Consider the following 25,663-nt stretch of genomic DNA (forward strand, 5'->3'; position numbering starts at 1 on the left):
GTGAGTTAAAAAAAAGCACAGCAGATTAAAAACTGCTGTGCTTTTTTCATTAAACGCCTAATTCTTTATCCAAATATTCAGTTACTTTAATGATCGCATTGTCAACAGTGTCACTTAAAATAGTGTAATAAGAGCCAGATTTTGCTGTGGCAATAATATATTGAAGTGTTTTTTCTCCACTATTATTGATGATCACTTCCATGTCTGGTTTTATTTCATAGATTCCCGCTAAAAGGATATCTATTAGGTCTTGTGGCTCGCGTCCGCGTAAATACTTTTCCTGACAAATAATAATTTTATCAAACATTTGAGCTGAAATTCTGCCGGTTTCTTTTATATCTTCTTCTCTTCGGTCTCCGGTTGCAGATATTACTCCTACATGTTCCGTAGCCTCAATTGTTTTTAAATAATGTTTTATGCCATTGAATCCATCTGGGTTATGTGCGAAATCTACCAGGATTTGAAACTCTTTGAATTTAAAAACGTTCATTCTCCCTGGTGTTTGTGCTGCCGAAGGAATAAAAGTTTCTAATGACATTCTGATGTCTTCAGTTTTATAGCCCCAAAGGAATGTCGCAAGTGTTGCCGCCAAAACATTCTGAATCATAAACTCTACACTGCCGCCAAAAGTTAAAGGCACATGGGTAACTTTATCTACCCTTATTTTCCAATCTCCTTTTTTAATGGTGATGTAACCATTTTCATAAATAGCTGCAGTACCACCTTTTTTACAGTGGTCTACAATGGCAGGATTCATTTCATCCATACTGAAATAGGCAACCTGACAATCGGCAGTGCTTCCTATTTTAAGGCAATACTTATTGTCGGCATTCAAAACTGCCCAGCCACTTCTTATAACGGAGCCAATAATGACGCTTTTTACCCTTGATAAATCATCAAGGTTGTGAATGTCTGCGATGCCCAAATGATCCTCTTGAATATTTGTAACTACCCCAATGTCACATTTATTGAAACCCAATCCAGCGCGTAAAATACCACCCCGGGCAGTTTCTAACACGGCAAACTCCACGGTTGGGTCACGCAGGATGAACTCTGCACTAACCGGTCCAGTGGTGTCCCCTTTCATCAACATGGTATTTTGTACATAAATACCATCAGAAGTGGTGTAGCCTACCCTAGTGCCGTTGCTCTTTATAATGTGTGCTATTAACCTTGTTGTAGTTGTTTTTCCATTCGTTCCGGTAACGGCAATAATTGGTATTCGAGCAGATTTTCCCGGTGGATATAGCATGTCAATAACAGGTGCAGCTACATTTCTTGGCAGGCCTTCACTGGGGGCAAGGTGCATTCTGAAGCCGGGAGCTGCATTTACCTCCAACACTACACCACCATTTTCAGTAAGCGGCTGGGTAAGATTCTGCGCCATGATGTCTATCCCACAAATATCTAGGCCAATAATTCTGGAGATACGTTCACTCATGAAAATATTTTGTGGATGCACCAAATCAGTTACGTCAATAGAAGTACCGCCAGTACTTAAATTAGCCGTTGATTTTAAATATAAAATTTCACCATTTGGCAAAACCGTATCCAGATTGTAGTTTTGTTTTTCCAACAAATCCATTGTGTCCCGGTCTACAGTAATCTCAGTTAAAACATTCTCATGTCCATAACCTCGTCGTGGATCTTCATTTTCCTTATCAATCAGTTGTTGTATTGTAAGTTGTCCATTTCCCTTTACATTTGCCGGTACACGTAAAGCTGCAGCCACCATTCTATGATCAATGACTAATATCCGAAAGTCAAAACCGGTTATAAACCGTTCGATGATGATTTTTTTAGAATACATTTTAGCGTATTCAAAAGCTTCGTGAGCTGCGGTTTCAGTTTTTACGTTAATGGTGGCACCTTTACCATGGTTACCATCAAGAGGTTTAAAAACCAGAGGAAAGCCTAATTTTCTTAAAGTTTCAGGAAGTTCCTCTACGTTGGCAAGGGTGACGCCTTTTGCTACAGGGATAGCAGAATCTTGTAAAAGCCTTTTAGTTTCATCTTTGTTACAAGCAATATCTACAGCAATACTATTGGTTTTTTCCGTCATGGTTGCCCTGAAGCGAACCTGGTTTTTGCCATAGCCTAACTGGATCAGCGAACTTTTATTGAGCCTGATCCATGGAATATCACGTGATATAGCCTCATTAACGATAGAACCTGTACTTGGGCCTAAACGTTCAAGTTCTCTCAGTTCCTTTAACTTTTGGATGTGCTCCTCCAGTAGGCAATCTTCGTTATTAATTAAAGCCTCTACAATTTTTACAGATGCCTCGGCGGCATAGATACCTGCTTTTTCTTCCAGATAACTAAATACCACATTGTATATGCCTTCGGTTTTAGTTTGCCTGGTTCTGCCAAAACCAGTGTCCATCCCCGCAAGTGTTTGTATTTCCAATGCAATATGCTCGATCACATGACCCATCCATGTCCCTTCTTTTATTCGCTCGAAAAAACCTCCTGGCCTTTCTTTGGAGCAACGGTGACTGTAAAGGCTTGGGATTGCTATTTCTAGGCGTTCTTCAAATCCTTCAATTAAATTCGTTGGCTTTTGTTCTAAATCTTCCAAATCCAGCCGCATTTGTATTAGTTTTTTTCTCCTTATCGACCAGATATTTGGTCCTCGTAGCACTTGAATGCCTAAAATTTTCATGTATTCGTTTGTTTTATGTTCTCTATTGGCAAGTGTAGGATTTTGAGGATACTGCAGCTTTTTTGCCGAAACGATATATTAATTTAATCGTTTTTTTTTGTTTATAAAACTAATAAAATAAATGAAAATCTTTATACTGCACTGCGTTTAAAAAAAGTCTTATATTGGAAAAATTCATAAATATTTGTTGAATGCACATATCTTTGAATTAATTGGAACAAAAACAATTGAAATGACTCCAAAAGGTAAATTAATAATAATAGGCGGTGCAATAAATACGGGTAGTTTTACAGAGACACAATTCGGTTTGCCCCAGAATATGAATTTTTTCGAAAGGGGCATATTAAAACGGATTACCGATGAATCATCAAAAAATACAGCATCAAGATTTGAAATAATCACTACTGCGTCCTTAATCCCTGAAAAGGTTGGCGAAGAATACATCAAGGCTTTTGCACAGCTTGATGTACATGACGTGGGGGTATTAAATATAATTTCCAGGGAACAGGCAAATGCGGTTGAAAATTGTGAAAGAATTCAAGCAGCAGATGTTATTGTTTTTACCGGGGGAGACCAGCTCCGCTTATCTTCCATATTTGGTGGAACAACAATTCACCAGATTATGTTGGAAAAATATCATAATGAAGAGATTGTAATTGCCGGTACTTCTGCTGGTGCTGCAGCGAGTTCAAAAAACATGATTTACCAGGGAAGCAGCAAAGATGCCCTGCTGAAAGGCGAAGTTAAAATTACTGGTGGTTTAGGATTTATTGATGGCGTGATCGTTGATACTCATTTTGTACAAAGAGGTAGGATAGGACGTTTGCTTTATGCTGCGGCCAGCAATCCAGGTATTTTGGGCATAGGTCTTGGGGAGGATACCGGATTATATATTTCTAATGGCAACATGATGCAAGCTATCGGTTCTGGAATGGTTATTCTTGTGGATGGCAGACTGATGAACGATACTAATTTAACTGATGTAGCTATGGGGCAACCCGTATCTATTAAAAACATGGTGGTTCATGTGATGTGTGAAGGGGATATCTATGACCTTGTAACGCATACTTTAACTATTCATCATTCTAAATCGATTGGAGTTATTTCATGAAAGTAATTATACACGGCGGCTTCTTTAGTGAGTCTGCCAATAACGAGAATACAAAACTCGCTAAGCAGAATGCTTTATCCGCTATTGTAGTGCAAGCAAATACCTATCTGCAGACACATACGGCATTAGAAACAGTAGTCTTTGCCGTTAGCTTGCTCGAAAATAACGAACTGTTTAACGCTGGCTTTGGTTCTCAAATTCAAAGCGACGGAAAGGTAAGGCTTAGTGCTGCACTTATGGATGGTAAAACACAACGTTTTAGTGGGGTTATTAATATAGAGGAAGTTAAAAACCCTATTTTAGTTGCCGAGCAACTTTTAGCTTATGATGACAGGGTTTTAAGTGGCGCGGGTGCGCTAAATTTTGCCAGAGATAATGGTTTTGGTTATTTTAATCCTTTTACACAACAAAGGTTAATTGAATATGAGGCAAAACTAAATCAGAATAACAGAAAAGGTACGGTAGGTTGTGTGGCACTAGATCAAGATGGAAATCTTGCATCAGGAACTTCTACTGGTGGCAAGGGTTTTGAAATTCCTTGCCGTGTTAGCGACTCTGCAACTACAGCTGGAAATTTTGCTAACCACTTTGCTGCAATTTCTTGTACTGGTGTTGGTGAAGATATTGTTAGCACGGGCCTTGCAACAAAAATAGTAACCCGGGTAACTGATGGGTGGACCTTAAAGAAAGCCACTGAAAAATCATTTGCAGAACTTAAGGAAATTGATGGTTTTGCCGGTATTATCGGTATCAGTGCTTCAGGAGAAGTTTATCATTTCGATTCACACCCTTATATGGTTTGGGCAGCATTTGATGGTAGTTTACAGGTGTTTAACTAAAATACCTTATATTTGTAAAATGTTCAAAGTATGCTTAATGGTCTTTTTTTGCCTGTTTTCTTTTGGAGCGATTGCACAAAGTAGTAATTTCGATCCCCAGGATACTGGTATTACGAGCGGAGCCATAAACATTGCGGTATCTGAAGTCGTTGCAATAACGGGAGACGGCTATTTTGCTGAAGCAGTGAAATTAGAAAAAAAAGGAGATTTTAATGAGGCATTAACTTTATTTGGTAAAGCAGCTTTTGAATATAACAGCTCTAGAAATTTTAATGCTTATGGTGCTGCATTGTTAAGATTGAGCAATGTTCATTTATTGCTTAATCATTATGTGGAAGCTGAACAAGTAGTGTTAAATGTGGCTCTGAAAAATTATTCCCGTATAGGTAACAGAAGCGGAGAAATGGATTCGTACAGCCAGTTAGCCAAGGTTTATTATAACTCAAATAAATTAACGCAATCTTTATGGTTTTACACACAGCAAGGGATATTGGCTAGGTATCTTAAAAATAATCCAGCTTATATGGATTCCATGCTAGGAATTATTTTAATAAAAATTAAGAAAAAAGAATACTCCCTGGCACTAAAGGATGTAAATAAAGCTGAGCTTTTTGCTCGTACTAGAAAAATTACAAATTACAATACGCATTTAAAGAACACTAGGCGTATGATAAAGGACAGGTTTAGTAACAAGAAATAATATAATTTAAAGGACTTTCTTTAAGTTTACAAAAAAGAGACAGTTTTAATACCGTCTCTTTTTTGTTTATTTCAGAAATTGGTATCATATTGGTTGTTGATTATAAAAATGGATTTTAAATTATTTAAGGAGATGTTGAAAAGAATACTAATGGTAACTTTTACGGCCGCAGTGCTAGCTTGTCAGGCTTCGCCTAAACAGCAGCCAGTGGTAGAAGGTATACCTAATATAAAGCCTGCTGAGCAACAGAGCCTGGTGGCAAGGGAATTGGTGTCGCTAATTGAAAATTACAATTACAAAAAAATAAAGCTCAATGATTCTATATCATCTTTGATTTTTGATAAATACATAAAAACACTCGACCCGTCGAAAAACTATTTCCATCTTGCAGATATTAAGGAGTTCGAAAAATATAGGAATACACTTGATGACGATTTTCGCATTGGCGATTTAAGTGCCCCCTTTTATATTTTTAACGTTTATTTAAAACGTTATAACGAATGGGTTAATTATTCACTTTCACAGGTGAAAGTGAAATATGATTTCACTCAGAATGAATCATATACTTATGATCGTGAAAAAATGCCATGGGCTGCTTCTACGGTTGCTTTAAATGATATCTGGAAGAAAAGAGTAAAATATGAACTTGTTAACTTGCAAATTGCTGGAACCGAAACAGATAAAAATGTAGAAACATTGACCAAAAGATATACTAATTTAAAATCTCAAGTTTCTAAAATAAATAACCAGGATGTTTTTCAATCAGTTATGGATGCATTTACGGAAACCATTGATCCGCACACCAATTATTTTAACCCATCTAATGCTGTAGCTTTTAACGAAGATATGGCTCGTTCTTTTGAAGGTATTGGCGCAAGGCTGCAACTGGAGAATGAAGTGTTAAAAATTGGGGAAATCATTCCCGGAGGGCCAGCTTTTAGGAGTAAATTATTAAGTGCTGGTGATCGTATTATTGGTGTTGCTCAAGGTAATGGAGAATTTGAAGATATCATTGGTTGGCGTATTGAAAACTCTGTTTCTAAAATTAAAGGCCCTAAAGGCACTAAAGTAAGACTAAAGATTATTCCTTCAGGGCAGGAGATGTCTGCTAAACCAGTTATAATTGAGTTGGTAAGGGAGAAGATTGTCCTGGAAGATTCTTCTGCTCAAAAGGAAGTTAAAACCATTCAATCGGATGGTAAAACATTTAAAATAGGTATTATTAAAGTGCCAGCATTTTATGCGGATTTTAAAGCAGCTAAAGCAGGTGATCCTAATTATAAAAGCACCACCCGAGATGTAAAACTCTTGATTGATACTTTGAAAAATATGGATAAAGTTGATGCCATTGTAATGGATTTAAGGGCTAACGGTGGTGGTTCTTTACTCGAGGCTATTAGTTTAACGGGTTTATTTATAGATAAAGGTCCTGTTGTACAGGTTAAAGATTTAAGGGGTGATATAGAAGTAAGTGATGATGACATTCCCGGAGTAGCTTGGGATGGCCCTTTCGGTGTAATGGTTGATCGCCTGAGCGCATCAGCCTCTGAAATTTTTGCCGGAGCTATCCAGGATTATGGTCGTGGAATTATTTTAGGTACCCAAACTTATGGAAAGGGTACTGTTCAATCTTCCATTGATTTAAATAGCCTTGTAAATGGCTCTATATTACAGCGTTTAGCTGCTTTAGTTAATAAAGGGGCTTCAATTAAATCTGTTGGTGACCAGCCGGTGTTGCCCCAATTAGGACAAATCAATTTAACAATGGCAAAGTTTTACCGGGTTAATGGGAGTAGTACCCAGCATAAGGGTGTAATTCCTGATGTGGTTTTTCCTTCCGTTTATCCTATGGATAAAATTGGAGAGGATACTGAACCTTCTGCATTACCTTGGGATGTAATTATGCCTTCTGTTTTTGTGCCTGTTAATGATCTTACTGCAGTTAAGTCAAATCTAGTGAAGCTTCATGAGGAAAGAATGAAGAGCTCTTTGGAGTATAAAATGCTTAAACAAGAAATTGTCGACATGAAAGCGCGAGAAAAGGAGGTTTCTGTTAGCTTAAACATGGGTAAATTAAAAGCAGAAAGAGACAGTTTGGAAAAGAAATCCCTCAGTAGAGCGAATGAATTAAGGGCCTTAAGGGGTTTGGAGCCAGTTAAGAAAGGTGATAAAGTTAAGAAGGACGAAACCTTTGACTTTATGCAAGAGGAAAGTCTTAAAGTAATGGCAGATTTGATGCAAATGAAATAAAAATATATTTAGTTCAAAAGGTTCCTGTATCTATGATGCAGGAACCTTTTGGTTTTCAAGCCTTTTATATTACCGGCATAGATATTGTATTTGCTGGAATATATATAAACTATTATGAACGTAAAACGAATTTTTGGGACAGTCTTAACCATTTTAGGAATCATCGGACTTATTTATGCGGGTATTGGCTTTGTTAATCATACTATTCAAACCCGCGAATTAGTGGTTTTAAGTATTATAGGTATTATATTTTTCGTCTCAGGAATCGGTTTGATAAAGAATACCAAAGACGAGGCTTAACACTTGGCTAAAGAAGGCTATTGTTGATCGCAGTAGGGATGGCCATATATGGTCATCCCATATATCACGCTTAAAGCTACGTTATCAGGCAAAAAAAAATCCCCCTAAAAAATATTTAGAAGGATATTCTGATTAGTTTTATTTTATTCTTCTATCAAATCTTTTTTAATCGAATCTAAAATTCTTCCGCCTTTATAAAAATACCTTGAGTAATAAGGCTCATTCAAATTGCTGATGACAACACCCCTTGAAGAAGAAGCATGAGCAAAACGATCATCTCCTAAATATATTCCTATATGGGTAATGCTATTACTTTTAATTTTGAAAAACACTAAATCTCCTTCTTTTAACTCATCTTTCGGAAGTGGATTCACCATGCTAAAGATATCGCGGGAGTTTCTTAAGATCGTTGTGTTGAAAACTTTATCGTAAATCGCTTTTGTGAAGGCAGAACAGTCAATACCTTTTTGTGTGTTTCCACCAAAGCGGTAAGGGGTACCAATCCATTCATAAATGAATTTGTAAAGTTTAATGTTTGAGGTTGCATCCATAGCAACACCCATTACCTGAGAGAAATACTGGGAAGCTAAATTATCAGGATCTGCTAATTTATTGGTTTCTTTGGACTTTGATTGTGCAAATATCGCTGTTGAGACGAAAAGACCAACTAGCGTAAAAAACATAAACTTTTTTATCATTATATACTGTTAAGTTTGGGTAAAAATGCACTTGCACTTAAACATATGCCACCAGGGCTTATTGTCAGGTTTCCAAACCTATGGAATTTACAAATCTTATCCAAATATTATGACAATAAATATTAAAGTTATCCACATTTTGTATAGTCGCACTATGTATTTTACAATCAATTCTTGGGATATATTGCAATAAAAAAGTAGATTTGCTTTCATAATAAAATCAACACCCAAAATGAGTGCAATAGAAATTAATAAAGATACCTATCTGAAGTGGTTTGAGTCGATGTTGCTAATGCGCAAATTCGAAGAGAAAACAGGTCAACTTTATGGACAACAAAAAATTCGTGGTTTTTGTCACCTCTATATTGGTCAAGAGGCCGTAGTTGCCGGAGCAATTTCCGCATTACAACCTGAAGACTCTATGATAACTGCTTACCGCGATCACGCCCATGCTTTAGCAAAAGGAGTAAGTGCAAATAGTATCATGGCAGAGATGTACGGTAAATCTACTGGCTGTTCTAAAGGTAAAGGTGGTTCGATGCACATGTTTAGCAAAGAGTTTAACTTTTATGGAGGTCATGGTATTGTAGGTGGTCAAATTCCTTTGGGTGCAGGTATTGCATTTGCAGAAAAATATAAAGGCACAAAAAATTTAAACGTTTGTTATATGGGAGATGGAGCTGTTCGTCAGGGTGCTTTAAACGAAGCATTCAATATGGCTATGCTCTGGAAACTTCCGGTAATATTTGTTTGTGAAAATAATGGTTATGCCATGGGAACCTCTGTAGAGCGTACCACTAACATGACTGACATCTATAAAATTGGTTTAGCATTCGATATGCCTTGTGCACCTGTAGATGGGATGGATCCTGTTGCCGTTCACAATGCAATGGATGAAGCTGCCCAAAGAGCTCGTAATGGCGAAGGACCAACCTTCCTTGAAATGCGCACTTACCGTTACCGCGGTCACTCCATGTCTGACCCTGCTAAATACCGTACTAAAGACGAATTAGAATCGTATAAAGCGAAAGATCCAATTGAATTGGTAAGAGAAGTGATTTTGAAAGAAAAATATGCTGATCAGACTTGGATTGAAGAAATTGAAACAAAAGTGAAACAGATTGTAGATGAATCTGTAAAGTTTGCGGAGGAGTCTCCTTGGCCGGAAGCATCAGAATTATACAAAGATGTGTATGTGCAGGAAGATTATCCATATATACTAGATTAATTTTTAACACATTTCATTGATATTATAGAATGGCTGAAGTAGTTAGAATGCCCAAAATGAGCGATACCATGACCGAAGGGGTTATGGCCAAGTGGCATGTTAAAGTTGGCGATAAAATTAAGAGCGGCGATGTTATGGCCGAAGTGGAAACCGATAAGGCGACCATGGATTTAGAATCATATTGGGATGCTACTGTTCTATACATCGGTGTAGAAGAGGGTAAGTCTGTTCCAGTTGATGCCGTTATTGCCGTTGTAGGTAAAGAAGGTGAAGATTATAAAGCTGTTCTAGCAGCGGAAGAATCTGGTACTGAACCTGCTGCTCCGATAGAAGATAAAAAAGAAACAGAAACTGCTGTTGAAAGTAAACCAGCTGCGGCTCCGGTAACACCAGAAGTTGATTTAGAAAAATTGGGCGTTACTGTTGTTCGTATGCCCTTGCTGAGCGATACCATGACAGAAGGCGTTATTGCTGAATGGCATAAAAAAGTTGGTGATAAAGTTAAAGAAGATGATATCCTTGCTGATGTTGAAACCGATAAGGCGACAATGGAAGTGATGGGTTATGCTGAAGGTACTTTATTACATATTGGTGTTGGAAAAGGCGAGGCTGCCAAAGTAAATGGCATTATTGCCATTGTTGGTCCGGAAGGTACTGATATTAGCAGCATCCTTAGCCAGACCGATGCACCTGTTGCGGCGGCTGCAGATAAAAAGGCAGAGGCTCCAGTTGCTGAAAAGACAACTGCTGCTGCTGCTCCTGTAGCAGAAAAAGAAGCCGTTACTGCAGATGGAGGAAGAGTTAAAGCTTCTCCTTTAGCAAAAAGAATAGCGAAAGAAAAAGGTATTGACCTTGCACAAGTTGCTGGCAGTGCTGATGGTGGAAGAATCATCAAAAAAGATATTGAAAACTTTAAACCTGTAGCTGCACCAGCAGCGGTTACTGCGGCACCTGCTGCAGAAAAACCAGCAGTTAAAATACCTCAATTTATTGGCGAAGAGAAGTTTACAGAAAAACCAGTTACCCAAATGCGCAAAGTTATTGCGAAACGTTTGGCGGAAAGCTTGTTTACTGCTCCTCATTTTTATTTAACCATGAGCATTGATATGGATGGCGCTATTGCTGCCCGCACAAAAATCAATGAATATGCACCGGTAAAAATTTCCTTTAATGACATGGTGTTGAAAGCGGCAGCTATTGCTTTAAAACAACATCCAAATGTGAATTCTTCTTGGTTGGGCGATAAAATCCGTTACAATGAGCATGTCAACATTGGGGTTGCTGTAGCTGTAGAAGATGGTCTTTTGGTTCCTGTTGTTCGTTTTGCCGATGGTAAAACCTTATCTCATATCTCTGCGGAAGTTAAAGATTTTGCGCAACGTGCAAAAGCTAAGAAATTACAACCTGCAGATTGGGAAGGTTCAACATTTACTATTTCTAATTTAGGAATGTTTGGTATTGATGAGTTTACCGCAATTATTAATCCACCCGATGCTTGTATTTTAGCCATTGGTGGAATAGCTCAAGTGCCTGTTGTTAAAAACGGTGCTGTAGTTCCGGGTAATGTAATGAAGGTAACTTTAAGTTGCGACCATAGGGTTGTAGATGGTGCGTCAGGTTCTGCTTTCTTGCAAACCTTTAAGGCGCTACTCGAAGAGCCTGTCAGGTTATTAGTTTAAAAAATATAAAAGCTGCTTCGGCAGCTTTTTTTATGCCTTTTACTTTTTGTACTTTTGCCCCTATGTCAAACATTAAACCATCTTTAGTAAAAGGAACCCGTGACTTTTCTCCACAGGAAATGATTAAACGCAATTATATTTTTGATACGATCAAGAAAGTATTCAAAAAATATGGTTACGCAGAAATTCAAACGCCTTCTATGGAAAATCTTTCTACCCTAACTGGAAAATATGGTGATGAAGGGGATAAGCTGATTTTTAAAATTTTAAACAGCGGTGATTTCCTTTCTAAAGTGAATGATGAACTCCTGAGCAACAGGAATTCTAATGCCATTACTTCTTCTGTAAGTGAAAAAGCTTTGCGATATGATCTAACCGTTCCTTTTGCAAGGTATGTTGTTATGCACCAGAACGAAATTGCCTTGCCATTTAAACGTTTCCAGGTACAATCGGTTTGGCGTGCCGACAGGCCCCAAAGAGGGCGTTACCGTGAATTTTATCAGTGTGATGCCGATGTAGTTGGTTCTGACAGTTTATTAAATGAGGCAGAGTTTGCTTTGATGTATCAGGAAGCCCTCAGCAACCTGGGATTAAAGGATTTTACTATTAAAATTAATAACCGTAAAATATTATCGGGTATAGCCGAAATTATAGGTAAACCGGAGTTGATCATTGACATGACGGTTGCTATTGATAAACTTGATAAGATTGGCTTTGATGGGGTTGCCAAAGAATTGATAGAACGTGGTTTTACAGCTGCTGATATTGATTTATTAAAACCGGTAATTTTATTGGAAGGTGCTAACGAATCTAAACTGGAACGTTTAAGAACGGTTCTTGCTAGCTCAGAGACAGGTTTAAAAGGTATAGCAGAAATAGAAATTGTATTTGATTACATTAAAGCACTTGCCGATCCACAGGAAAAAGCAATTAACCTAGAATTAGACATTACGCTTGCCAGAGGTTTAAATTACTATACAGGCTGTATTTATGAGGTTAAAACCAATGAGGTGGCCATGGGTAGCATTGGTGGTGGCGGCAGGTACGATGATTTAACAGGCATGTTCGGTTTGAAAGGATTAACAGGGGTTGGCATATCCTTCGGTGCCGATCGTATTTATGATGTTCTGGAAGAATTGAATTTGTTTCCAGCAAATGCTATCACGGGTACTACCGTACTGATCAGTAACTTTGATCTGGAGGCAGAAAAATATGCCTTGCCCATTTTACAACAACTCCGACAAGCAGAAATAACGGCTGAACTTTATCCTGCTGCTTCAAAACTGAAGAAACAGATGAGTTACGCAGATGCTAAAAAAATTCCTTTTGTGATTTTAATTGGCAGTGATGAAATGCAAAGTGGCTTACTTACTCTTAAAAATATGACTACCGGAGATCAGGAGAAATTAAGTTTGTCCGCAATCATTAACCACTTAAAGCATTAAAATGCAGTCATAACTCATAAAAAACAATTTTTAATATGTGGTGTTATTACGTAAAATCAGTACATAATGAGGTCTATCTGGAAAGGTTCTATCGGTTTTGGCTTGGTTAATATCCCTGTTAAACTTTATTCAGCGGTTCAAAAAAGTAACCTTGATCTGGATATGCTTGACAGTAAAGACCATGCAAGAATTAAATTTCAGCGGATTAACGAAAACACCCGTAAAGAAGTTCCATTTGAAAAAATTGTACGGGGGTATTTCTTGAACGATAATTATGTGGTTTTAGAGGAACAGGATTTCGCTGATGCCAGTCCCGAGAAAGCCAAAATGATAGAATTAGAGAATTTTGTAGACATCAACGAAATCAACCCGATCTACTATGAAACTTCCTATTATGCCGAACCCGAAACGCAAGGAAAGAAAGCCTATGCACTCTTATTAAAAGCACTTATAGAATCAAAAAAGGCTGGTTTGGCTCGCTTTGTATTGCGCAATACCGAGAACCTCTGTGTCATCCATCCGATGGAGGAAGTAATTGTAGTCACTAAAATTCGTTTTCAGGAAGAGATACGCGCTATAGAGGAACTCCATTTACCTTCACTGGATTCTATTAATAAAAAAGAGCTGGAGGTAGGGATGAGCTTAATTAAACAATATTCCTCACCTTTTGATATTTCGAATTTCAAAGATGAGTATAGCAAAGAATTACTAAAAATCATCAAAGCTAAAGCTGCTGGAAAAAGAGCTAAAGTTAAAAAGCTGAAAACCAGAACAGCTACCGAAGATGATTTATACGGTCAGTTATTGGAAAGCCTGAAAAGCAAGGGTGCCTAGCAATAAGTTTTTCCCGCTAAGATACCTTCAATACGATCTAATAAGTTGTCGATGTCAAAAGGTTTTGCCAGGAATCCATTAGGTTTGAACTCGCCATGTAGAAAATTTTCTTCGGTATACCTTGCAGAAATCATCAATACAGGGATGTCAATGGTATTAACATCATTCCTTAACTGTTGCAGCAATACCCGTCCATCACCATCGGGCAGCATGATGTCTAATATAATCAGGTCAGGTTTAAGCTGCTCAATGTGCATTGGCATGTCAACACTTTTACTTAATCCGGTTACTTTATAAGATTCACTTTGAAGTATCAAAGTAATCACATCTAAAATAGCATGATTATCCTCTATAACAAGGATGTTTTTATAAGATTTAGAGTCTATTACCAATTGATTGCTATTTAGTATTTACTAAGCTACAAAGCTAAGTAATGTTTATGAATTATTGAAATTGTGTAAACAAAATATTTACAAATTTAAGCTCGGTCAATGTTTTCTAAGGGTGTCTTGGCAGTCATTTATTGTTACATCATTAAGCATTTATCTTCTAGCTCGTCGAAATGTTGCTGCGTAGCCCATTTAGGTACCAGTTTTTTACTTAGGTCTAAAGTTAGATCCATATTTAGGGTATAAGAACATTGTTACGCTAACAAATGGCTATAATTATTAAGATTTGATTACTTTTGTGCACATTGAAAAATAGGCGCAACCATATCAAAAGTATTTTATCAGCAATTTTGCTGCTGGTATTTTCTATTGCCTTAACACCATGGAGTGCTTTACATCACCATCCTGAAGTAGTATATCATCCGGAAAAAGAAAAAATATGTACGCATAAACTACACATCAGCAGTCATGTAGACACCTGCTTGGTTTGTGCCGCACATTTCGAGAAAAACTATGTTAATGCCAGCGCTACTTTCCAGGTTTTCCTTTCCATCCAGTTGTGGGTTAAAGAAACTCCTATTCTTCGTAGTTCCTCTGTAGCACTGTTCAGTACCTCCGTTAGAGGCCCCCCTGTAGCAATTTCTTAATTCTTATGGTTTTTATACAGAAGCCATAAAACTTCTTGATTCTTTTGGCCTTAAAATACCTATGGTTTTTCACGGCCTTATAAAAATATAAAATATTCTGATGAAAAAAATACAATTCACACTTGCGGTGATGTTGCTGCTATTTTCTGCCAGTAGTTATGCTATTGTGCTGATACAATTTAATGGTAAAGTTATTGATGCCATAACTAAAGAAGCACTACCAGGTGCTGTTATTTCTATTCCTGACCTGCGTGTTTCGGCGGTGACTAACGACGAGGGGGAGTTTATCCTTAAAAATGTTCCCGGTAAGGGTAGTTTTCTTGTCCAAATTAGGTATATAGGCTATGAAACCATCAGTCAGGTGGTCGATTTTGCAAACTTGCATGCTACCGTATTTGCTTTGAAGCCCAGCGTTATCGAAGGCCGGGAAGTTGTGATAACAGGCATAGCCAACAGTTCAAACAGTCGTAAAAACAGCACTTCTATTGCCACAGTAAGTAAAGAAGAGTTATTAGCTCATCCGGCTACTAATTTAATTGATGCTCTGTCGCGTGTTCCCGGTATAGCTCAAATTACTACGGGCAATGCCATTTCAAAGCCAGTGATCAGAGGCCTCAGCTCTAATCGTGTATTAACCCTCAACAATGGGGTTAAACAACAAGGACAGCAGTGGGGTGATGAACATGGTATTGAGATTGACCAGTACAGTGCCGATAGGGTTGAAATATTAAGAGGTCCTGCAAGTTTACTTTATGGTTCAGATGCCCTGGGTGGCGTTATCAATATTTTGGATGCCCTTCCGGCGCCAGTAGGAACTATACAGGGAGAGTTTTTAACCAATTACGCCACCAATAGTGGTTTAAGTGGCAGCTCTTTAATGCTGCAGGGTAACGAAAATGGTTTTGTTTACCGCGCCAGGGGAAGTTATAAAAATGCACATGCATTTGAAACGCCTACTGGATATGTTCCAAATTCAGGCTTTAATGAAACCGCCTTCAGTGCGCAATTAGGACTTAATAAAGCCTGGGGTTATGCTCATTTAGATCTTTCCAGCTTCCGCAATAACATTGGTTTTTACGAGCCCGCAGTAAATAGCTCAGGCCAGTTTGTGGATGAGAACGGCGATGTCTTTACCAAAGATCAGTTCAAAGACCGTAGCCTTAGTTTCCCTCAACAAGATGTGAGGCATGATAAAATTGCCATCAATAGTAATATCTTGTTTAACGAAGGCAGTTTGAAAACAATTTTAGGTTACCAGCGTAACCAACGCCGGGAACTGGAGGAAGCCGAGGGTGCGCCTGCGTTGTTTTTGGATATGCATACTTATAGTTATGACTTTAAATATTCCTTTAAAGCAACAAATGGCTGGGCACCAGTAGTGGGCCTGTCCGGTGAGTTTATAAATAGTGACAATACCAATGGAATCGAAGCTTTGATACCTGATTTTGATGCGCAATCGTATGGTGCTTTTGGATACATTAAAAAAACGTGGGACAAAAACACCCTGAATGCAGGGATAAGGTTTGATTATCGGAAGCTTAACGGTAAAGAATTCATAGCAGATGATGCGGTAGTCTTTAATAATTTTTCCAATAAATTCTCCAACTTTAGTGGTGGTTTAGGTTATACTCACGAATTCAATGATTCTTTTAGCTTAAAGGCTAATGCAGGATCAGCTTTCAGAGCACCCAATATTGCCGAACTTTCTTCTAATGGTGTTCATGAAGGGGCTTTTCGTTATGAAATTGGGAGTGCTGATTTAAAGCCTGAGCAAAGCTACCAGTTTGATGCCGTGGTTGATTATCAAACAAATACTGTTAGCGCTAGTTTGGGTGGCTTTATGAATTATATCAATAATTATATCTTCTATAATACTACCGGTGAAACCATAAACGATCTCCCGGTATACCGCTCTATACAACGCGATGCTTTTTTAAGAGGATTGGAAGCTTCGTTAACTTTGCATCCGGTAGAACTGTTGCATTTTGAAAATAGTTTCTCCTACACCTGGGCAACCAATAGGGCTACTAAACAGCCGTTACCTTTTATTCCGGCAGCTATTTTACGTAATGAACTTCGTTTTGAACCCGTTTTTGAAGGTGTTAAAAAGTCATACCTTTCTGTTGGATTAGATAGTTATTTTAAACAAAGTAGGGTAAGTGAGTTTGAAACGGCCACCAATGGTTATACTTTACTCAATGCTGCTGTTGGCACCACTATTAATCTTCATAAACAAGAAATTACATTATATGTTTCTGGTAAGAATCTGCTCAATAAAAAGTATTATGATCATTTAAGCCGTTACAAACCTGGTCGATTGGATGAATCAAATCCAACTTTTGGAATTTATAACCCCGGTCGTAATGTTACTTTTGGCGTTATGCTTCCCTTTAATATAAAGAAGTAAAGTTAATTTATTTAAAGGAGGCTGTATCATTTCCAAAATGATCAGCCTCCTTTTTTTGTGCTTTATTCTCATAGATCGGTTAGGGTTGGTAGGTCCTCGGTAGGTCGTTTGTAGGTCCTTTCCTTATCCTCGGTATATCTAAATGACCTAGCAAGGACCTGCCAGGGATAGGCCAAAATCCTGCCAATAAACGTTCAAGGGTTACCCAGAGCTAAACTTAAATAAAATGATTTTTTAAAAATAGAATTTGTTGCTGACTCAAAATTTCAGTAATCCGGCTAAGAGATAGTCGGTCGTTTCCGATGAAGCAATTGCTCATTTTTTATAGTTAGCTATCAAAAGTATAAAAAAACTATATATTTAGAACTTTCACCGCGTTATCTTGTTTTTCGTTAAAATACAACTATGTTTAAAAAGACTTACTTATTGTTGCTGCTCTCGCTATCTCTTACTGCTACTGTTTTTGCTCAAAATATTGATACCCTTTCCATCACTTTAGAGAACGTTAAATATGCTTACCCGGTAAAATATTTTGCCGTGGAAAGTGAAGGACAAGATTTGAGGATGGCTTATATGGATGTCGCCCCTACACAGCGCGTAAATGGCAGAACGGTAGTTCTTTTTCATGGTAAAAACTTTGGTGGGTATTATTGGACTAATGTTATAAAGGGGCTAACCGACCGTGGTTTTAGGGTGGTGGTGCCAGATCAAATTGGTTTCGGTAAATCATCGAAAGCATTCATTCATTATAGTTTCCACCAAATGGCCGCATGGAATAAGGCCTTATTAACCTCTTTAGGTATTGAAAAAGCAAGTATCCTCGGCCATTCCATGGGAGGGTTGCTGGCTACTCGTTTCGCTTTACTTTATCCTGAGTCAACAGAAAAGTTATTACTTGAAAATCCTATTGGTTTGGAAGATTACCGCCAAATTGTGCCTTATGTAAATACGGAAGTACAATATAAAAATGAGTTAAAAGCTACTGCCGAAACGGTACGTAAATATTATCAAAACTCTTATTTTACGATGTGGAAACCCGAGTATGAGTTTTTGGTGCGCGTTGCAGGTGGTGTTACCAATAGTGTAGATTTTCCGCGATGGGCAAAAGTAGCAGCAATGACTTACACCATGATTTATGAGCAGCCGGTGCTCTATGAGTTCCCTAATATCAAGGTGCCAACGGTGCTTTTTATTGGTAAAGAAGATAAAACTATTGTCGGCAGAGGACTTCTCAATCCACAGCAACAAGCGCTATATGGGCAGTATAAAATATTGGGTAAACAAACTGCGGCAAAAATACCTAAAGCTAAATTAATTGAATTTGAAGGCTGTGGGCACATCCCGCATCTGGAAGTGCCCACAGAATTCATGATTGCTTTATTGGGTAGTTTATAAGCTATGCTTTAGGCTTCCAATATTTCCAGTTGCCATAATACTTGTTCTTCTTTTACAGGAAAATCTTCTCCATGGGTAAGGGATTGATAGATGGATTCAAATAACTCCATGTACCGGCCCTTTCCTGAGGTGATTAAAGTGGTGTTTTTATTCCCTTCTTCATCTATCAGCGTCAATACTCCTTCAGATCCTATTTCTTCAATACCATATTGGCTATCTGTAGGTTTCATGTTTTTTAACAGCTGGCCTTCCTGTGTATCCGCACGAGCCTTAATGAAACTACCTTTTTCTCCATGCAACACAAAGCCTGGTTCCATAGCTGCAACCAGCATATTAGCATGAAGAAAAACATTTACGCTGTCGGCATAATTTAAATGAATGCAGAAATAATCGTCTACCTGCGTTTCTTTTCTATTTTTTCCTAATACTTTGTAGTGGCTTAAAGGTTTACCGAATAAGCTGATGGCCTGGTCTATTAAATGCGAACCAAGGTCGTACATTAAGCCACTTGCTGGCATAGGTTCTTCCTTAAATCTTTTGGGGCCAATGGCAGGACGGTAGCGGTCATAGCGGATGTGAACTTCGTTAAGTTTTCCTAAAACACCACTTTCAATTATATCGATGACTGCGTTAAAGTCGCTATCCCAACGCCGGTTATGGTAAACAAATATTTTTTTATCCAGCTGTTTGGCCAGTTCAAATAATTCTTTGGCTTGTGCAGCCGTTGCGGTAAACGGTTTTTCCACTAAAATATGTTTGCCTTTTTGCAAGGCGCTTTTTGCATAATCATAATGGGTAAAGTTAGGGGTGTTGATCACTATTAACTCCAACGATTCGTCGTTCAGTAAATCATCTATTGTATCAAAGCTCTTCAAATTGGGGTAGTCGATAGCTGCTTTTTTTTGGTTACGTTCCAAAATTGCATCCAACTTAAAGCCGGGGTGTGCATCGAGGAACGGGGCATGAAATACTTTTCCAGACATGCCGTAGGCTAGTAATCCTGTTTTAATAACTTTTTCCATAGGCTAAAAATACGAAATACAAATTCGATATAGGTATCTTTGTACCTATGAAACCAGCAGAAATACATGCAAAATGGAAAATTTTACAGCAAAAGATTGCTAAAGAATTTGATTCCGATGTGCCGGACCTTAAAGTCATCTTATTTTTAATTGGTGTACAGGAATTGGGCAAAGGGCCAGGGAAATATAGTAAAAGGCAAAAAGAAGAGCTGATGCATATCGCTACCTGCCGTTTAATGAGTGAAATGGGCTTTTATGAATTGGAAGGTTTAGATCAGGATGGATGGCCTCACTGGAGACTGGTTAAGCCTGTTCCTTCATTCGCTATGATGCAGCAGGAATTAATGCTAATGTCTTTGGCGATTGATTATTTTGAAGATATTTTTAAAGAGGATTAGCCCATTAAAGCATAAAAAAACCCGAAGTACAAAAGTACAACGGGTTTTCATTTTTATAGGTAGATGTAATGTTTAATTAGCTTGTTGTTTTGCTTCCGCTTTAAGTTGATCGTTAGCAACAATTACGATTTCCACACGACGGTTAGCCGCTCTTCCAGCTTCAGTTGTATTGTCTGCAATGGGCTCACTTAAACCTTTACCAATGGTAATTAACCTGGAAGAAGGAACACTTTTTGCCACTGCATAAGCTTTAACCGCTGCTGCTCTTCTTTGTGAAAGGCTAAGGTTATAGGATTCTGCACCTTTATTATCAGTGTGACCGATAATTTTAATATCTGTTCCAGGATATTCATTCAATGAATTGGCTAATGTTTGAATATTTTCTTTTGCAGCAGCTTTCAAGTTAGAGCTGTCAAAGTCGAATAATATACCACTATCAAATTTTACGATAATACCTTCGCCTTCACGGATAACTTCTGCACCAGGAATTGAATTTTGTATTTCTGCTGCTTGTTTATCCATTCTTTTACCAATAAATGCACCAGCTGTACCACCTACGGCCCCACCAATAATAGCACCTACTGCAGTATTTCCTGCTTTTTTACCGATGATAGCTCCTAAAACACCACCAGCAGCAGCCCCAATACCTGCGCCTTTTTGGGTTTTAGTTAAACTATCACATCCTTGAAATGTCATAGCGCCAATTGCTAACGCTATGCTGAATGCTGCTATTTTAAATTTTGAAGTAATCATGTTCTGTTTTTTTGTGAGTTTGTTTGTCTTGTTATAATTGCCTTAAGTCAAACCAAATGCCAATTCTGTTTTTTTGATAATTATAGTGCCCAAAGTTAATAAGTGATGAGAATTTAAGCAATTCTGCCCGATCCTTATTATTTTATGTACACTTTACCATACATTTTTATTCCGAAAAGTAGGCTTTTAACTCTTTCAGGGTATTTTCATCGGTAGGAATATCTTTAATGATCACTCCTTTTTCCATTAAAATGATCCGGTTACAAACGGCCGTTACGTGGTTTAAATCATGGCTGGAGATGATTGTAGTTAAGTTATACCCTTGTTTTAAATGCTTTAGCAATGTTTTAAGTCTAATTTGGGTTGTAGGGTCAAGGTTGGCAAAAGGCTCATCTAGCACTAGCAATTCCGGGTTTTGCATGATTGCTGCTACAATACCTATTTTATTTTGATTGCCTTTAGAAAAATCCCTGATATATTTACCGCTGTTCAGGATTTCACCGTTGAAAAATTCCTCATATTGTTTTAAGTTATCCATCACATGGGAAATGCTTTGATGATGGAGACTGCCAATAAATACAAAATATTCTTCAGGTGTTAAATAATCAATCAAAAAGCCTTCATCCAAAAAGGAAGCAGTATAACTTTTCCATTGATCATTCTGGGCCACATGGATGCCTTTGGATAAGATTTCTCCTTCGTCAGGTCTGATTAAATCCAGTAACATTCTAAAAAGTGTCGTTTTGCCGGCCCCATTATTTCCAACAAGGCCAATCGTTTCGCCAGCGTCAATTTGTAAATGATCGATACTTACCACTGTACGATTGCCGTAGACCTTCTTTAAGTTTTTAATTTCTACAATCATGAGTGTTCTCTAAAGCCTTCGGCTATTTTGTATTTTCTTTTATTAAATTCTTTCACTAAAAAATCAACCCAAAAGCTACGCGTAAAAAGTCCAGCGAGACCAAATACGGTTATCCCAGCCAAACCAAGGTAAGGGTTGCTATAATGGGCCAGGGGTAAGTAGATTAAAAAGGGGATTAGCATTACAGGAAGGCTCATTAGCATCGATGCAGCACCCACACCCTGCCAGTTAAAACTAGAACCTTTGCTGAGGTCTATGAACTTATAATTTCTGGTAGCAAAATACAAAACTATAACTGCTGCTACTCCAATAGAGTAAAAATAAGCGGCAAATTGTACGAGCAATATTTTCCAGCTCATCAATCCATATAAACTTACTACAATGGTAAATATGGTGGAGGATATGGTAAATAATAAAAACTTTGATTTAATGAAAGTCTTAACATTTGTTCTGTTGGCCATCAAACCATCAAACTCAGCACCTTGCCAGCCAAACATAAATTGACCATAAAGCAACACTAAATTTCCAGTCATAAATAGAGCGGCAAAAAGCATCATCCCAAATTTATCTTTTTCTATGAGCTCTGTCCTGTAAAATAGAAATCCGTAGAAAATAAAGATAAGACCTTTTAAAACGGTGGCTTTTGAGCGCTTGTTTCTTAGAATAAGTTTAATTTCCAGTGCAGCAAGTATACCAACTTCACCAAACCTGTCCAGAAAAGGATAGTCGGTTGCAGATTTGCGCTTCTCTTCTACGCGGAGTTCTTCCATGTAGAGGTTCTTTTTCAGGTAATTTGAATTCACCAAAAAAATTGTGAGCGCTAAAAGTGAGAAAATGAAACCTAATAAAGGTTGTAAGGCAACCTGGCTGAATACCTTGTTCGAGACTTCAGCAATTGAAAATAGTTCGTAATATTCCAACGTTGCGAAGCTTAACAACAATAATAAGCCGGCAAATACAAACCAAACACTTACCGTAGAAAGGCGTTTAACATATAAAGCCAGGTAGTTGTTGAATAGGGCTAAAGAAAAAATGGAGACCATAAACATAGCACCGGCAAAACTACCGAAGGTTGCGCTGATGCGAATGGCACAAAAAGGGAAAAAGATGAAAATGGGAATAAGGTTGAATGGTGAAAATAAAGCTTGCAAATTTAAAAAGCTGACCAGCTTATTTTTACGGATGTTTAAATGCAGGTAAGGAACCACGGCTAAAGTTGGGAGCTCCTGCAGCTGCAGCCTTATCAGAAAATCTACCACAAAATAATAGAGAATAAAGCCATTAAAGACCATCAATACATCCTTATTTGGCAAGAATTGCGGGATAAAAACGTCCATCGCTACGCCAATAAAAAAAGCAGATGCTAAAACATAAAGAATTAAAATAGCCATGATAATCTGGATAGCAATATGGCTGCCTTTACCACGGGACCTCCAGAAGCTTGTCCACTGGTGACTTAAAAAAGTGAGAAGCATAGGTTAATAATTGTATTTAGATTTCCAGTTTTGTCGTAATTTTTCTCTTAATTTATCTTCGGCAGGGTTTTTTCCGGGATCATATAATTTGGTTCCACTAATTTCTTCTGGCAAGTATTCCTGCGGGGAGAAGTTTCCCTCATAACCATGTGAATACTTGTAGTCCTTTCCGTAGCCGATGTTTTTCATCAATTTTGTTGGTGCATTTCGGATGTGTAAAGGGACAGGTAAATTTCCTGTTTCTTTGACCAGTGCTTGTGCTTTACTAATGGCTTCATAAGCAGCATTGCTTTTTGGTGAGGAAGCCAGGTAAGTTACGGCCTGGGAAAGGATGATCCTGGATTCAGGGAAGCCAATCACATTGACCGCCTGGAAACAGTTATTCGCCAGGAGCAGGGCATTTGGGTTGGCATTGCCAATGTCTTCTGAGGCAAGGATTAAAAGTCTTCTGGCGATAAATAAAGGATCTTCGCCACCCTCAATCATTCTGGCAAGCCAATAAACGGCCCCGTTTGGGTCACTGCCCCTGATAGATTTAATGAATGCAGAAATAATATCGTAATGCTGTTCTCCGGCTTTATCGTATAAAGCCAGGTTTTGTTGCGCATGTTCCAGCACATTTTTATTGGTCAGGATAATGTCGTTTCCGCCAATACCATTTATGGCAATTTCCAGCACATTTAAAAGTTTCCGCGCATCACCACCAGAAAGGCGGATCAAAGCTTCGTGTTCTTTTATGGTGATCTTCTTTTCTTTTAAGATGATATCCTGCTGCATTGCAGTTTGGAGTAAGCCGGATAATTCCTGTTCATCGAGTGATTTTAAGATGTAGACCTGCGACCTGGAAAGTAATGCGGAAATGACTTCAAAAGATGGGTTTTCAGTGGTGGCACCAATTAAAGTTACCAGTCCGCGCTCAACCGCTCCCAGCAGACTGTCTTGCTGGGATTTGCTGAAACGATGGATCTCATCAATAAATAAAATAGGCTGACCGAGAAAACTATCTTTTAATTGTGCCGCTTTATCGATCACTTCCCTAATATCCTTAACGCCAGAATTTATGGCACTAAGGTTAAAGAAAGGGCGGTCTAAAGTTTGGGAAATGATATACGCCAGCGTAGTTTTACCTACGCCTGGCGGCCCCCAGAATATCATGGAAGGGAGTTGTCCGCTTAAAATAGCTTTACGCAATACGGCATCAGGACCAACCAAATGCTTTTGTCCGACATACTCGTCCAGGTTTTGAGGACGCATACGTTCAGCTAAAGGAGGTAGGTTTTGCATAGCCTAAAGATACTAAATCGGTTACATTGCTTTCTTTTTATGCCAAACTTTCTTTTGTTGTGGTCTGTGACCTTTTGATGGTTCCGTTCTGTGGATAGCTTCGATAGCAGCAATTTTTTGAGGGACTTCAATCACATCGATCTTGCGTTCAATTAATTTCTCTATGCTATCCAGTTTCCGCTTATCACGGGAATTAACTAGGGTAATTGCTGTCCCTTTGCTTTCAGCTCTTGCGGTACGTCCAATTCTGTGCACATAATCTTCTGCATCATGGGGAACATCAAAGTTTACGACAAGGTCTATACCTTCTACGTCAATACCACGACTTAACACGTCCGTACCAATTATTATCGGCAATTGTTTGTTTTTGAAAATCTGCAATATGCTTTCGCGTTCCTTTTGATCTAAATCAGAATGAAAAGCTTCAGCTTTTAAGCCAAGGCCCCTAAACACTTTGCCCAGGTTTTTTACTTTATCTTTTGTGGATGCAAAAACAATAATGCTTTTATAAACGCCGGTTTTTAACAAGTCGGTTAATAAAGGTACCTTTTGCTCATCATGAACCATGTAAACCTGCTGCGAAATTCCTGCTGCGGGTTTAGATATCGCCAGACTAATTTGTGAAGGGTCTTTTAACAGTTTGGCCGCCATAGTCCTTATTTTAGGAGGCATGGTTGCCGAGAACATCACCGTTTGTCTTTTTTCAGGAAGAAAGCTGATGATTTTCATGATGTCTTCATAGAAACCCATGTCGAGCATGCGGTCGGCCTCATCTAAAACCAAGTGTTGCAGCTTATCTAGCTTTAACAACCCTGAAGAGAGGTGAGAGATCAAGCGACCAGGGGTTGCGATAATCAAATCTACACCTTCCCGCATGGATCTTTTTTGCTGTTCGTAAGCTATGCCATCTCCACCTCCATAAACAGTTAAAGAACTGATGTTGGTGAAATAGGAAAGTGCTTCTACTTGCAAGTCAATTTGTTGCGCCAATTCTCTTGTCGGAGCTAAAATTAAGGTGTTATTGTGCCTGTCTTCGGTTTCACTGATCATATTCATGATCGGCAAAAGATAGGCTCCAGTTTTTCCGGTACCTGTTTGCGCGCAGGCAATTAAATCTTTTTTATCTAATATAATCGGGATCGCCTGTTCCTGAATGGGTGTGGCATTGCGAAATCCCATGGCCAGTAAACCCTCTAACAGTTGAGGGTTAAATTTAAAATCTTTAAAATCCAATGTACTTTTTAATTGTTGTTATGTATTGTATAAAAGTAACTTAAAT

At 38.3% G+C, this 25,663-nt stretch carries 22 protein-coding genes; 13 read left to right on the plus strand and 9 right to left on the minus strand.

Annotation, left to right across the window (positions count from 1 at the left end):
• Positions 1-49 precede the first annotated feature (49 nt).
• Complete coding sequence (gene cphA, locus AAKU52_RS02415; RefSeq protein ID WP_354329837.1) at positions 50-2,665, minus strand: cyanophycin synthetase; 2,616 nt, start codon at positions 2,663-2,665, stop codon at positions 50-52.
• Between the two features lie 187 nt (positions 2,666-2,852).
• On the opposite strand from cphA, the gene AAKU52_RS02420 reads away from it, so the two are divergent.
• From AAKU52_RS02420 to AAKU52_RS02440, 5 genes are all read left to right on the plus strand, one after another.
• Positions 2,853-3,776, plus strand: coding sequence for a cyanophycinase (locus AAKU52_RS02420; protein ID WP_354329839.1), 924 nt, complete (start codon positions 2,853-2,855; stop codon positions 3,774-3,776).
• Positions 3,773-4,615, plus strand: a complete 843-nt coding sequence (locus tag AAKU52_RS02425) for an isoaspartyl peptidase/L-asparaginase (protein WP_354329842.1) — start codon at positions 3,773-3,775, stop codon at positions 4,613-4,615. The genes AAKU52_RS02420 and AAKU52_RS02425 overlap by 4 nt, the downstream gene beginning before the upstream one ends.
• Positions 4,616-4,634: 19 nt before the next feature.
• Complete coding sequence (locus tag AAKU52_RS02430) at positions 4,635-5,315, plus strand: hypothetical protein (protein ID WP_354329844.1); 681 nt, start codon at positions 4,635-4,637, stop codon at positions 5,313-5,315.
• A gap of 108 nt (positions 5,316-5,423) precedes the next feature.
• Positions 5,424-7,565: a carboxy terminal-processing peptidase gene (locus tag AAKU52_RS02435; RefSeq protein WP_354329846.1), complete on the plus strand. Its 2,142-nt coding sequence runs from the start codon at positions 5,424-5,426 to the stop codon at positions 7,563-7,565.
• Positions 7,566-7,679: 114 nt separating this feature from the next.
• Complete coding sequence (locus tag AAKU52_RS02440) at positions 7,680-7,865, plus strand: hypothetical protein (protein ID WP_354329848.1); 186 nt, start codon at positions 7,680-7,682, stop codon at positions 7,863-7,865.
• 143 nt (positions 7,866-8,008) lie between these two features.
• Here the strand turns inward: AAKU52_RS02440 and AAKU52_RS02445 are convergent, their stop codons facing one another.
• The gene (locus AAKU52_RS02445) at positions 8,009-8,563 is read right to left on the minus strand and encodes a C40 family peptidase (protein ID WP_354329850.1); all 555 of its coding nucleotides are present in this window, start codon (positions 8,561-8,563) and stop codon (positions 8,009-8,011) included.
• Positions 8,564-8,795: 232 nt separating this feature from the next.
• On the opposite strand from AAKU52_RS02445, the gene pdhA reads away from it, so the two are divergent.
• From pdhA to ku, 4 genes are all read left to right on the plus strand, one after another.
• Complete coding sequence (gene pdhA, locus AAKU52_RS02450) at positions 8,796-9,791, plus strand: pyruvate dehydrogenase (acetyl-transferring) E1 component subunit alpha (RefSeq protein WP_354329852.1); 996 nt, start codon at positions 8,796-8,798, stop codon at positions 9,789-9,791.
• Between the two features lie 29 nt (positions 9,792-9,820).
• Positions 9,821-11,470 carry a pyruvate dehydrogenase complex dihydrolipoamide acetyltransferase gene (locus AAKU52_RS02455; protein WP_354329854.1) on the plus strand — a complete coding sequence of 550 codons (1,650 nt, stop codon included), beginning with the start codon at positions 9,821-9,823 and terminating at the stop codon, positions 11,468-11,470.
• A gap of 62 nt (positions 11,471-11,532) precedes the next feature.
• Positions 11,533-12,915: a histidine--tRNA ligase gene (gene hisS / locus AAKU52_RS02460; protein WP_354329856.1), complete on the plus strand. Its 1,383-nt coding sequence runs from the start codon at positions 11,533-11,535 to the stop codon at positions 12,913-12,915.
• 66 nt (positions 12,916-12,981) lie between these two features.
• On the plus strand, positions 12,982-13,749 hold the full coding sequence (ku, locus tag AAKU52_RS02465) for a non-homologous end joining protein Ku (protein ID WP_354329858.1): 768 nt from the start codon (positions 12,982-12,984) through the stop codon (positions 13,747-13,749).
• Here the strand turns inward: ku and AAKU52_RS02470 are convergent.
• A complete protein-coding gene (locus AAKU52_RS02470) occupies positions 13,746-14,141 on the minus strand; it encodes a response regulator transcription factor (protein ID WP_354329860.1) in 396 nt (131 codons plus the stop codon). The genes ku and AAKU52_RS02470 overlap by 4 nt on opposite strands.
• A 293-nt stretch (positions 14,142-14,434) precedes the next feature.
• On the opposite strand from AAKU52_RS02470, the gene AAKU52_RS02475 reads away from it, so the two are divergent.
• The 3 genes from AAKU52_RS02475 (at position 14,435) to AAKU52_RS02485 (ending at position 18,587) form a co-directional block, all read left to right on the plus strand.
• Entirely contained in the window at positions 14,435-14,785 is a 351-nt protein-coding gene (locus AAKU52_RS02475) for a hypothetical protein (protein ID WP_354329862.1), read from the plus strand.
• A 100-nt stretch (positions 14,786-14,885) separates the two neighbouring features.
• Positions 14,886-17,192 (plus strand): TonB-dependent receptor, encoded by a 2,307-nt coding sequence (locus tag AAKU52_RS02480; RefSeq protein ID WP_354329864.1) that lies wholly within the window; start codon positions 14,886-14,888, stop codon positions 17,190-17,192.
• Between the two features lie 405 nt (positions 17,193-17,597).
• Positions 17,598-18,587 (plus strand): alpha/beta fold hydrolase, encoded by a 990-nt coding sequence (locus AAKU52_RS02485; protein WP_354329866.1) that lies wholly within the window; start codon positions 17,598-17,600, stop codon positions 18,585-18,587.
• A gap of 8 nt (positions 18,588-18,595) precedes the next feature.
• On the opposite strand, the gene AAKU52_RS02490 is transcribed toward AAKU52_RS02485, so the two are convergent.
• Positions 18,596-19,609 (minus strand): Gfo/Idh/MocA family oxidoreductase, encoded by a 1,014-nt coding sequence (locus AAKU52_RS02490; protein WP_354329868.1) that lies wholly within the window; start codon positions 19,607-19,609, stop codon positions 18,596-18,598.
• A gap of 47 nt (positions 19,610-19,656) precedes the next feature.
• Between AAKU52_RS02490 and AAKU52_RS02495 the strand changes: the two genes are divergently transcribed.
• Entirely contained in the window at positions 19,657-20,007 is a 351-nt protein-coding gene (locus tag AAKU52_RS02495) for a hypothetical protein (protein WP_354329870.1), read from the plus strand.
• A gap of 72 nt (positions 20,008-20,079) precedes the next feature.
• Here AAKU52_RS02495 and AAKU52_RS02500 read toward each other — a convergent pair whose 3' ends face one another.
• The 5 genes from AAKU52_RS02500 to AAKU52_RS02520 all read right to left on the minus strand — a co-directional run bounded on the left by AAKU52_RS02500 (position 20,080) and on the right by AAKU52_RS02520 (position 25,617).
• Positions 20,080-20,760 carry a YiaD family glycine zipper/OmpA-like lipoprotein gene (locus tag AAKU52_RS02500; RefSeq protein WP_354329872.1) on the minus strand — a complete coding sequence of 227 codons (681 nt, stop codon included), beginning with the start codon at positions 20,758-20,760 and terminating at the stop codon, positions 20,080-20,082.
• 166 nt (positions 20,761-20,926) lie between these two features.
• The gene (locus AAKU52_RS02505) at positions 20,927-21,625 is read right to left on the minus strand and encodes an ABC transporter ATP-binding protein (protein WP_354329874.1); all 699 of its coding nucleotides are present in this window, start codon (positions 21,623-21,625) and stop codon (positions 20,927-20,929) included.
• Positions 21,622-23,100 (minus strand): DUF5687 family protein, encoded by a 1,479-nt coding sequence (locus tag AAKU52_RS02510; protein WP_354329876.1) that lies wholly within the window; start codon positions 23,098-23,100, stop codon positions 21,622-21,624. The genes AAKU52_RS02505 and AAKU52_RS02510 overlap by 4 nt, the downstream gene beginning before the upstream one ends.
• Before the next feature lie 3 nt (positions 23,101-23,103).
• Complete coding sequence (locus AAKU52_RS02515; RefSeq protein ID WP_354329878.1) at positions 23,104-24,384, minus strand: replication-associated recombination protein A; 1,281 nt, start codon at positions 24,382-24,384, stop codon at positions 23,104-23,106.
• Positions 24,385-24,405: 21 nt separating this feature from the next.
• Positions 24,406-25,617: a DEAD/DEAH box helicase gene (locus AAKU52_RS02520; protein WP_354329880.1), complete on the minus strand. Its 1,212-nt coding sequence runs from the start codon at positions 25,615-25,617 to the stop codon at positions 24,406-24,408.
• Between the last annotated feature and the right edge of the window lie 46 nt (positions 25,618-25,663).

The organism is Pedobacter sp. CG_S7 (assembly GCF_040544395.1).
In the GTDB taxonomy this organism is placed as follows: Bacteria; Bacteroidota; Bacteroidia; order Sphingobacteriales; family Sphingobacteriaceae; genus Pedobacter.

Coding starts and splice junctions, on each gene's coding strand:
- ku (WP_354329858.1), top strand. CDS start 12,982: ATGAGGTCTATCTGGAAAGGTTCTATCGGTTTTGGCTTGGTTAATATC.
- hisS (WP_354329856.1), top strand. CDS start 11,533: ATGTCAAACATTAAACCATCTTTAGTAAAAGGAACCCGTGACTTTTCT.
- AAKU52_RS02445 (WP_354329850.1), bottom strand. CDS start 8,563: ATGATAAAAAAGTTTATGTTTTTTACGCTAGTTGGTCTTTTCGTCTCA.
- AAKU52_RS02480 (WP_354329864.1), top strand. CDS start 14,886: ATGAAAAAAATACAATTCACACTTGCGGTGATGTTGCTGCTATTTTCT.
- AAKU52_RS02515 (WP_354329878.1), bottom strand. CDS start 24,384: ATGCAAAACCTACCTCCTTTAGCTGAACGTATGCGTCCTCAAAACCTG.
- pdhA (WP_354329852.1), top strand. CDS start 8,796: ATGAGTGCAATAGAAATTAATAAAGATACCTATCTGAAGTGGTTTGAG.
- AAKU52_RS02490 (WP_354329868.1), bottom strand. CDS start 19,609: ATGGAAAAAGTTATTAAAACAGGATTACTAGCCTACGGCATGTCTGGA.
- AAKU52_RS02510 (WP_354329876.1), bottom strand. CDS start 23,100: ATGCTTCTCACTTTTTTAAGTCACCAGTGGACAAGCTTCTGGAGGTCC.
- AAKU52_RS02425 (WP_354329842.1), top strand. CDS start 3,773: ATGAAAGTAATTATACACGGCGGCTTCTTTAGTGAGTCTGCCAATAAC.
- AAKU52_RS02440 (WP_354329848.1), top strand. CDS start 7,680: ATGAACGTAAAACGAATTTTTGGGACAGTCTTAACCATTTTAGGAATC.
- AAKU52_RS02430 (WP_354329844.1), top strand. CDS start 4,635: ATGTTCAAAGTATGCTTAATGGTCTTTTTTTGCCTGTTTTCTTTTGGA.
- AAKU52_RS02455 (WP_354329854.1), top strand. CDS start 9,821: ATGGCTGAAGTAGTTAGAATGCCCAAAATGAGCGATACCATGACCGAA.
- AAKU52_RS02505 (WP_354329874.1), bottom strand. CDS start 21,625: ATGATTGTAGAAATTAAAAACTTAAAGAAGGTCTACGGCAATCGTACA.
- AAKU52_RS02495 (WP_354329870.1), top strand. CDS start 19,657: ATGAAACCAGCAGAAATACATGCAAAATGGAAAATTTTACAGCAAAAG.
- AAKU52_RS02485 (WP_354329866.1), top strand. CDS start 17,598: ATGTTTAAAAAGACTTACTTATTGTTGCTGCTCTCGCTATCTCTTACT.
- AAKU52_RS02435 (WP_354329846.1), top strand. CDS start 5,424: ATGGATTTTAAATTATTTAAGGAGATGTTGAAAAGAATACTAATGGTA.
- AAKU52_RS02500 (WP_354329872.1), bottom strand. CDS start 20,760: ATGATTACTTCAAAATTTAAAATAGCAGCATTCAGCATAGCGTTAGCA.
- cphA (WP_354329837.1), bottom strand. CDS start 2,665: ATGAAAATTTTAGGCATTCAAGTGCTACGAGGACCAAATATCTGGTCG.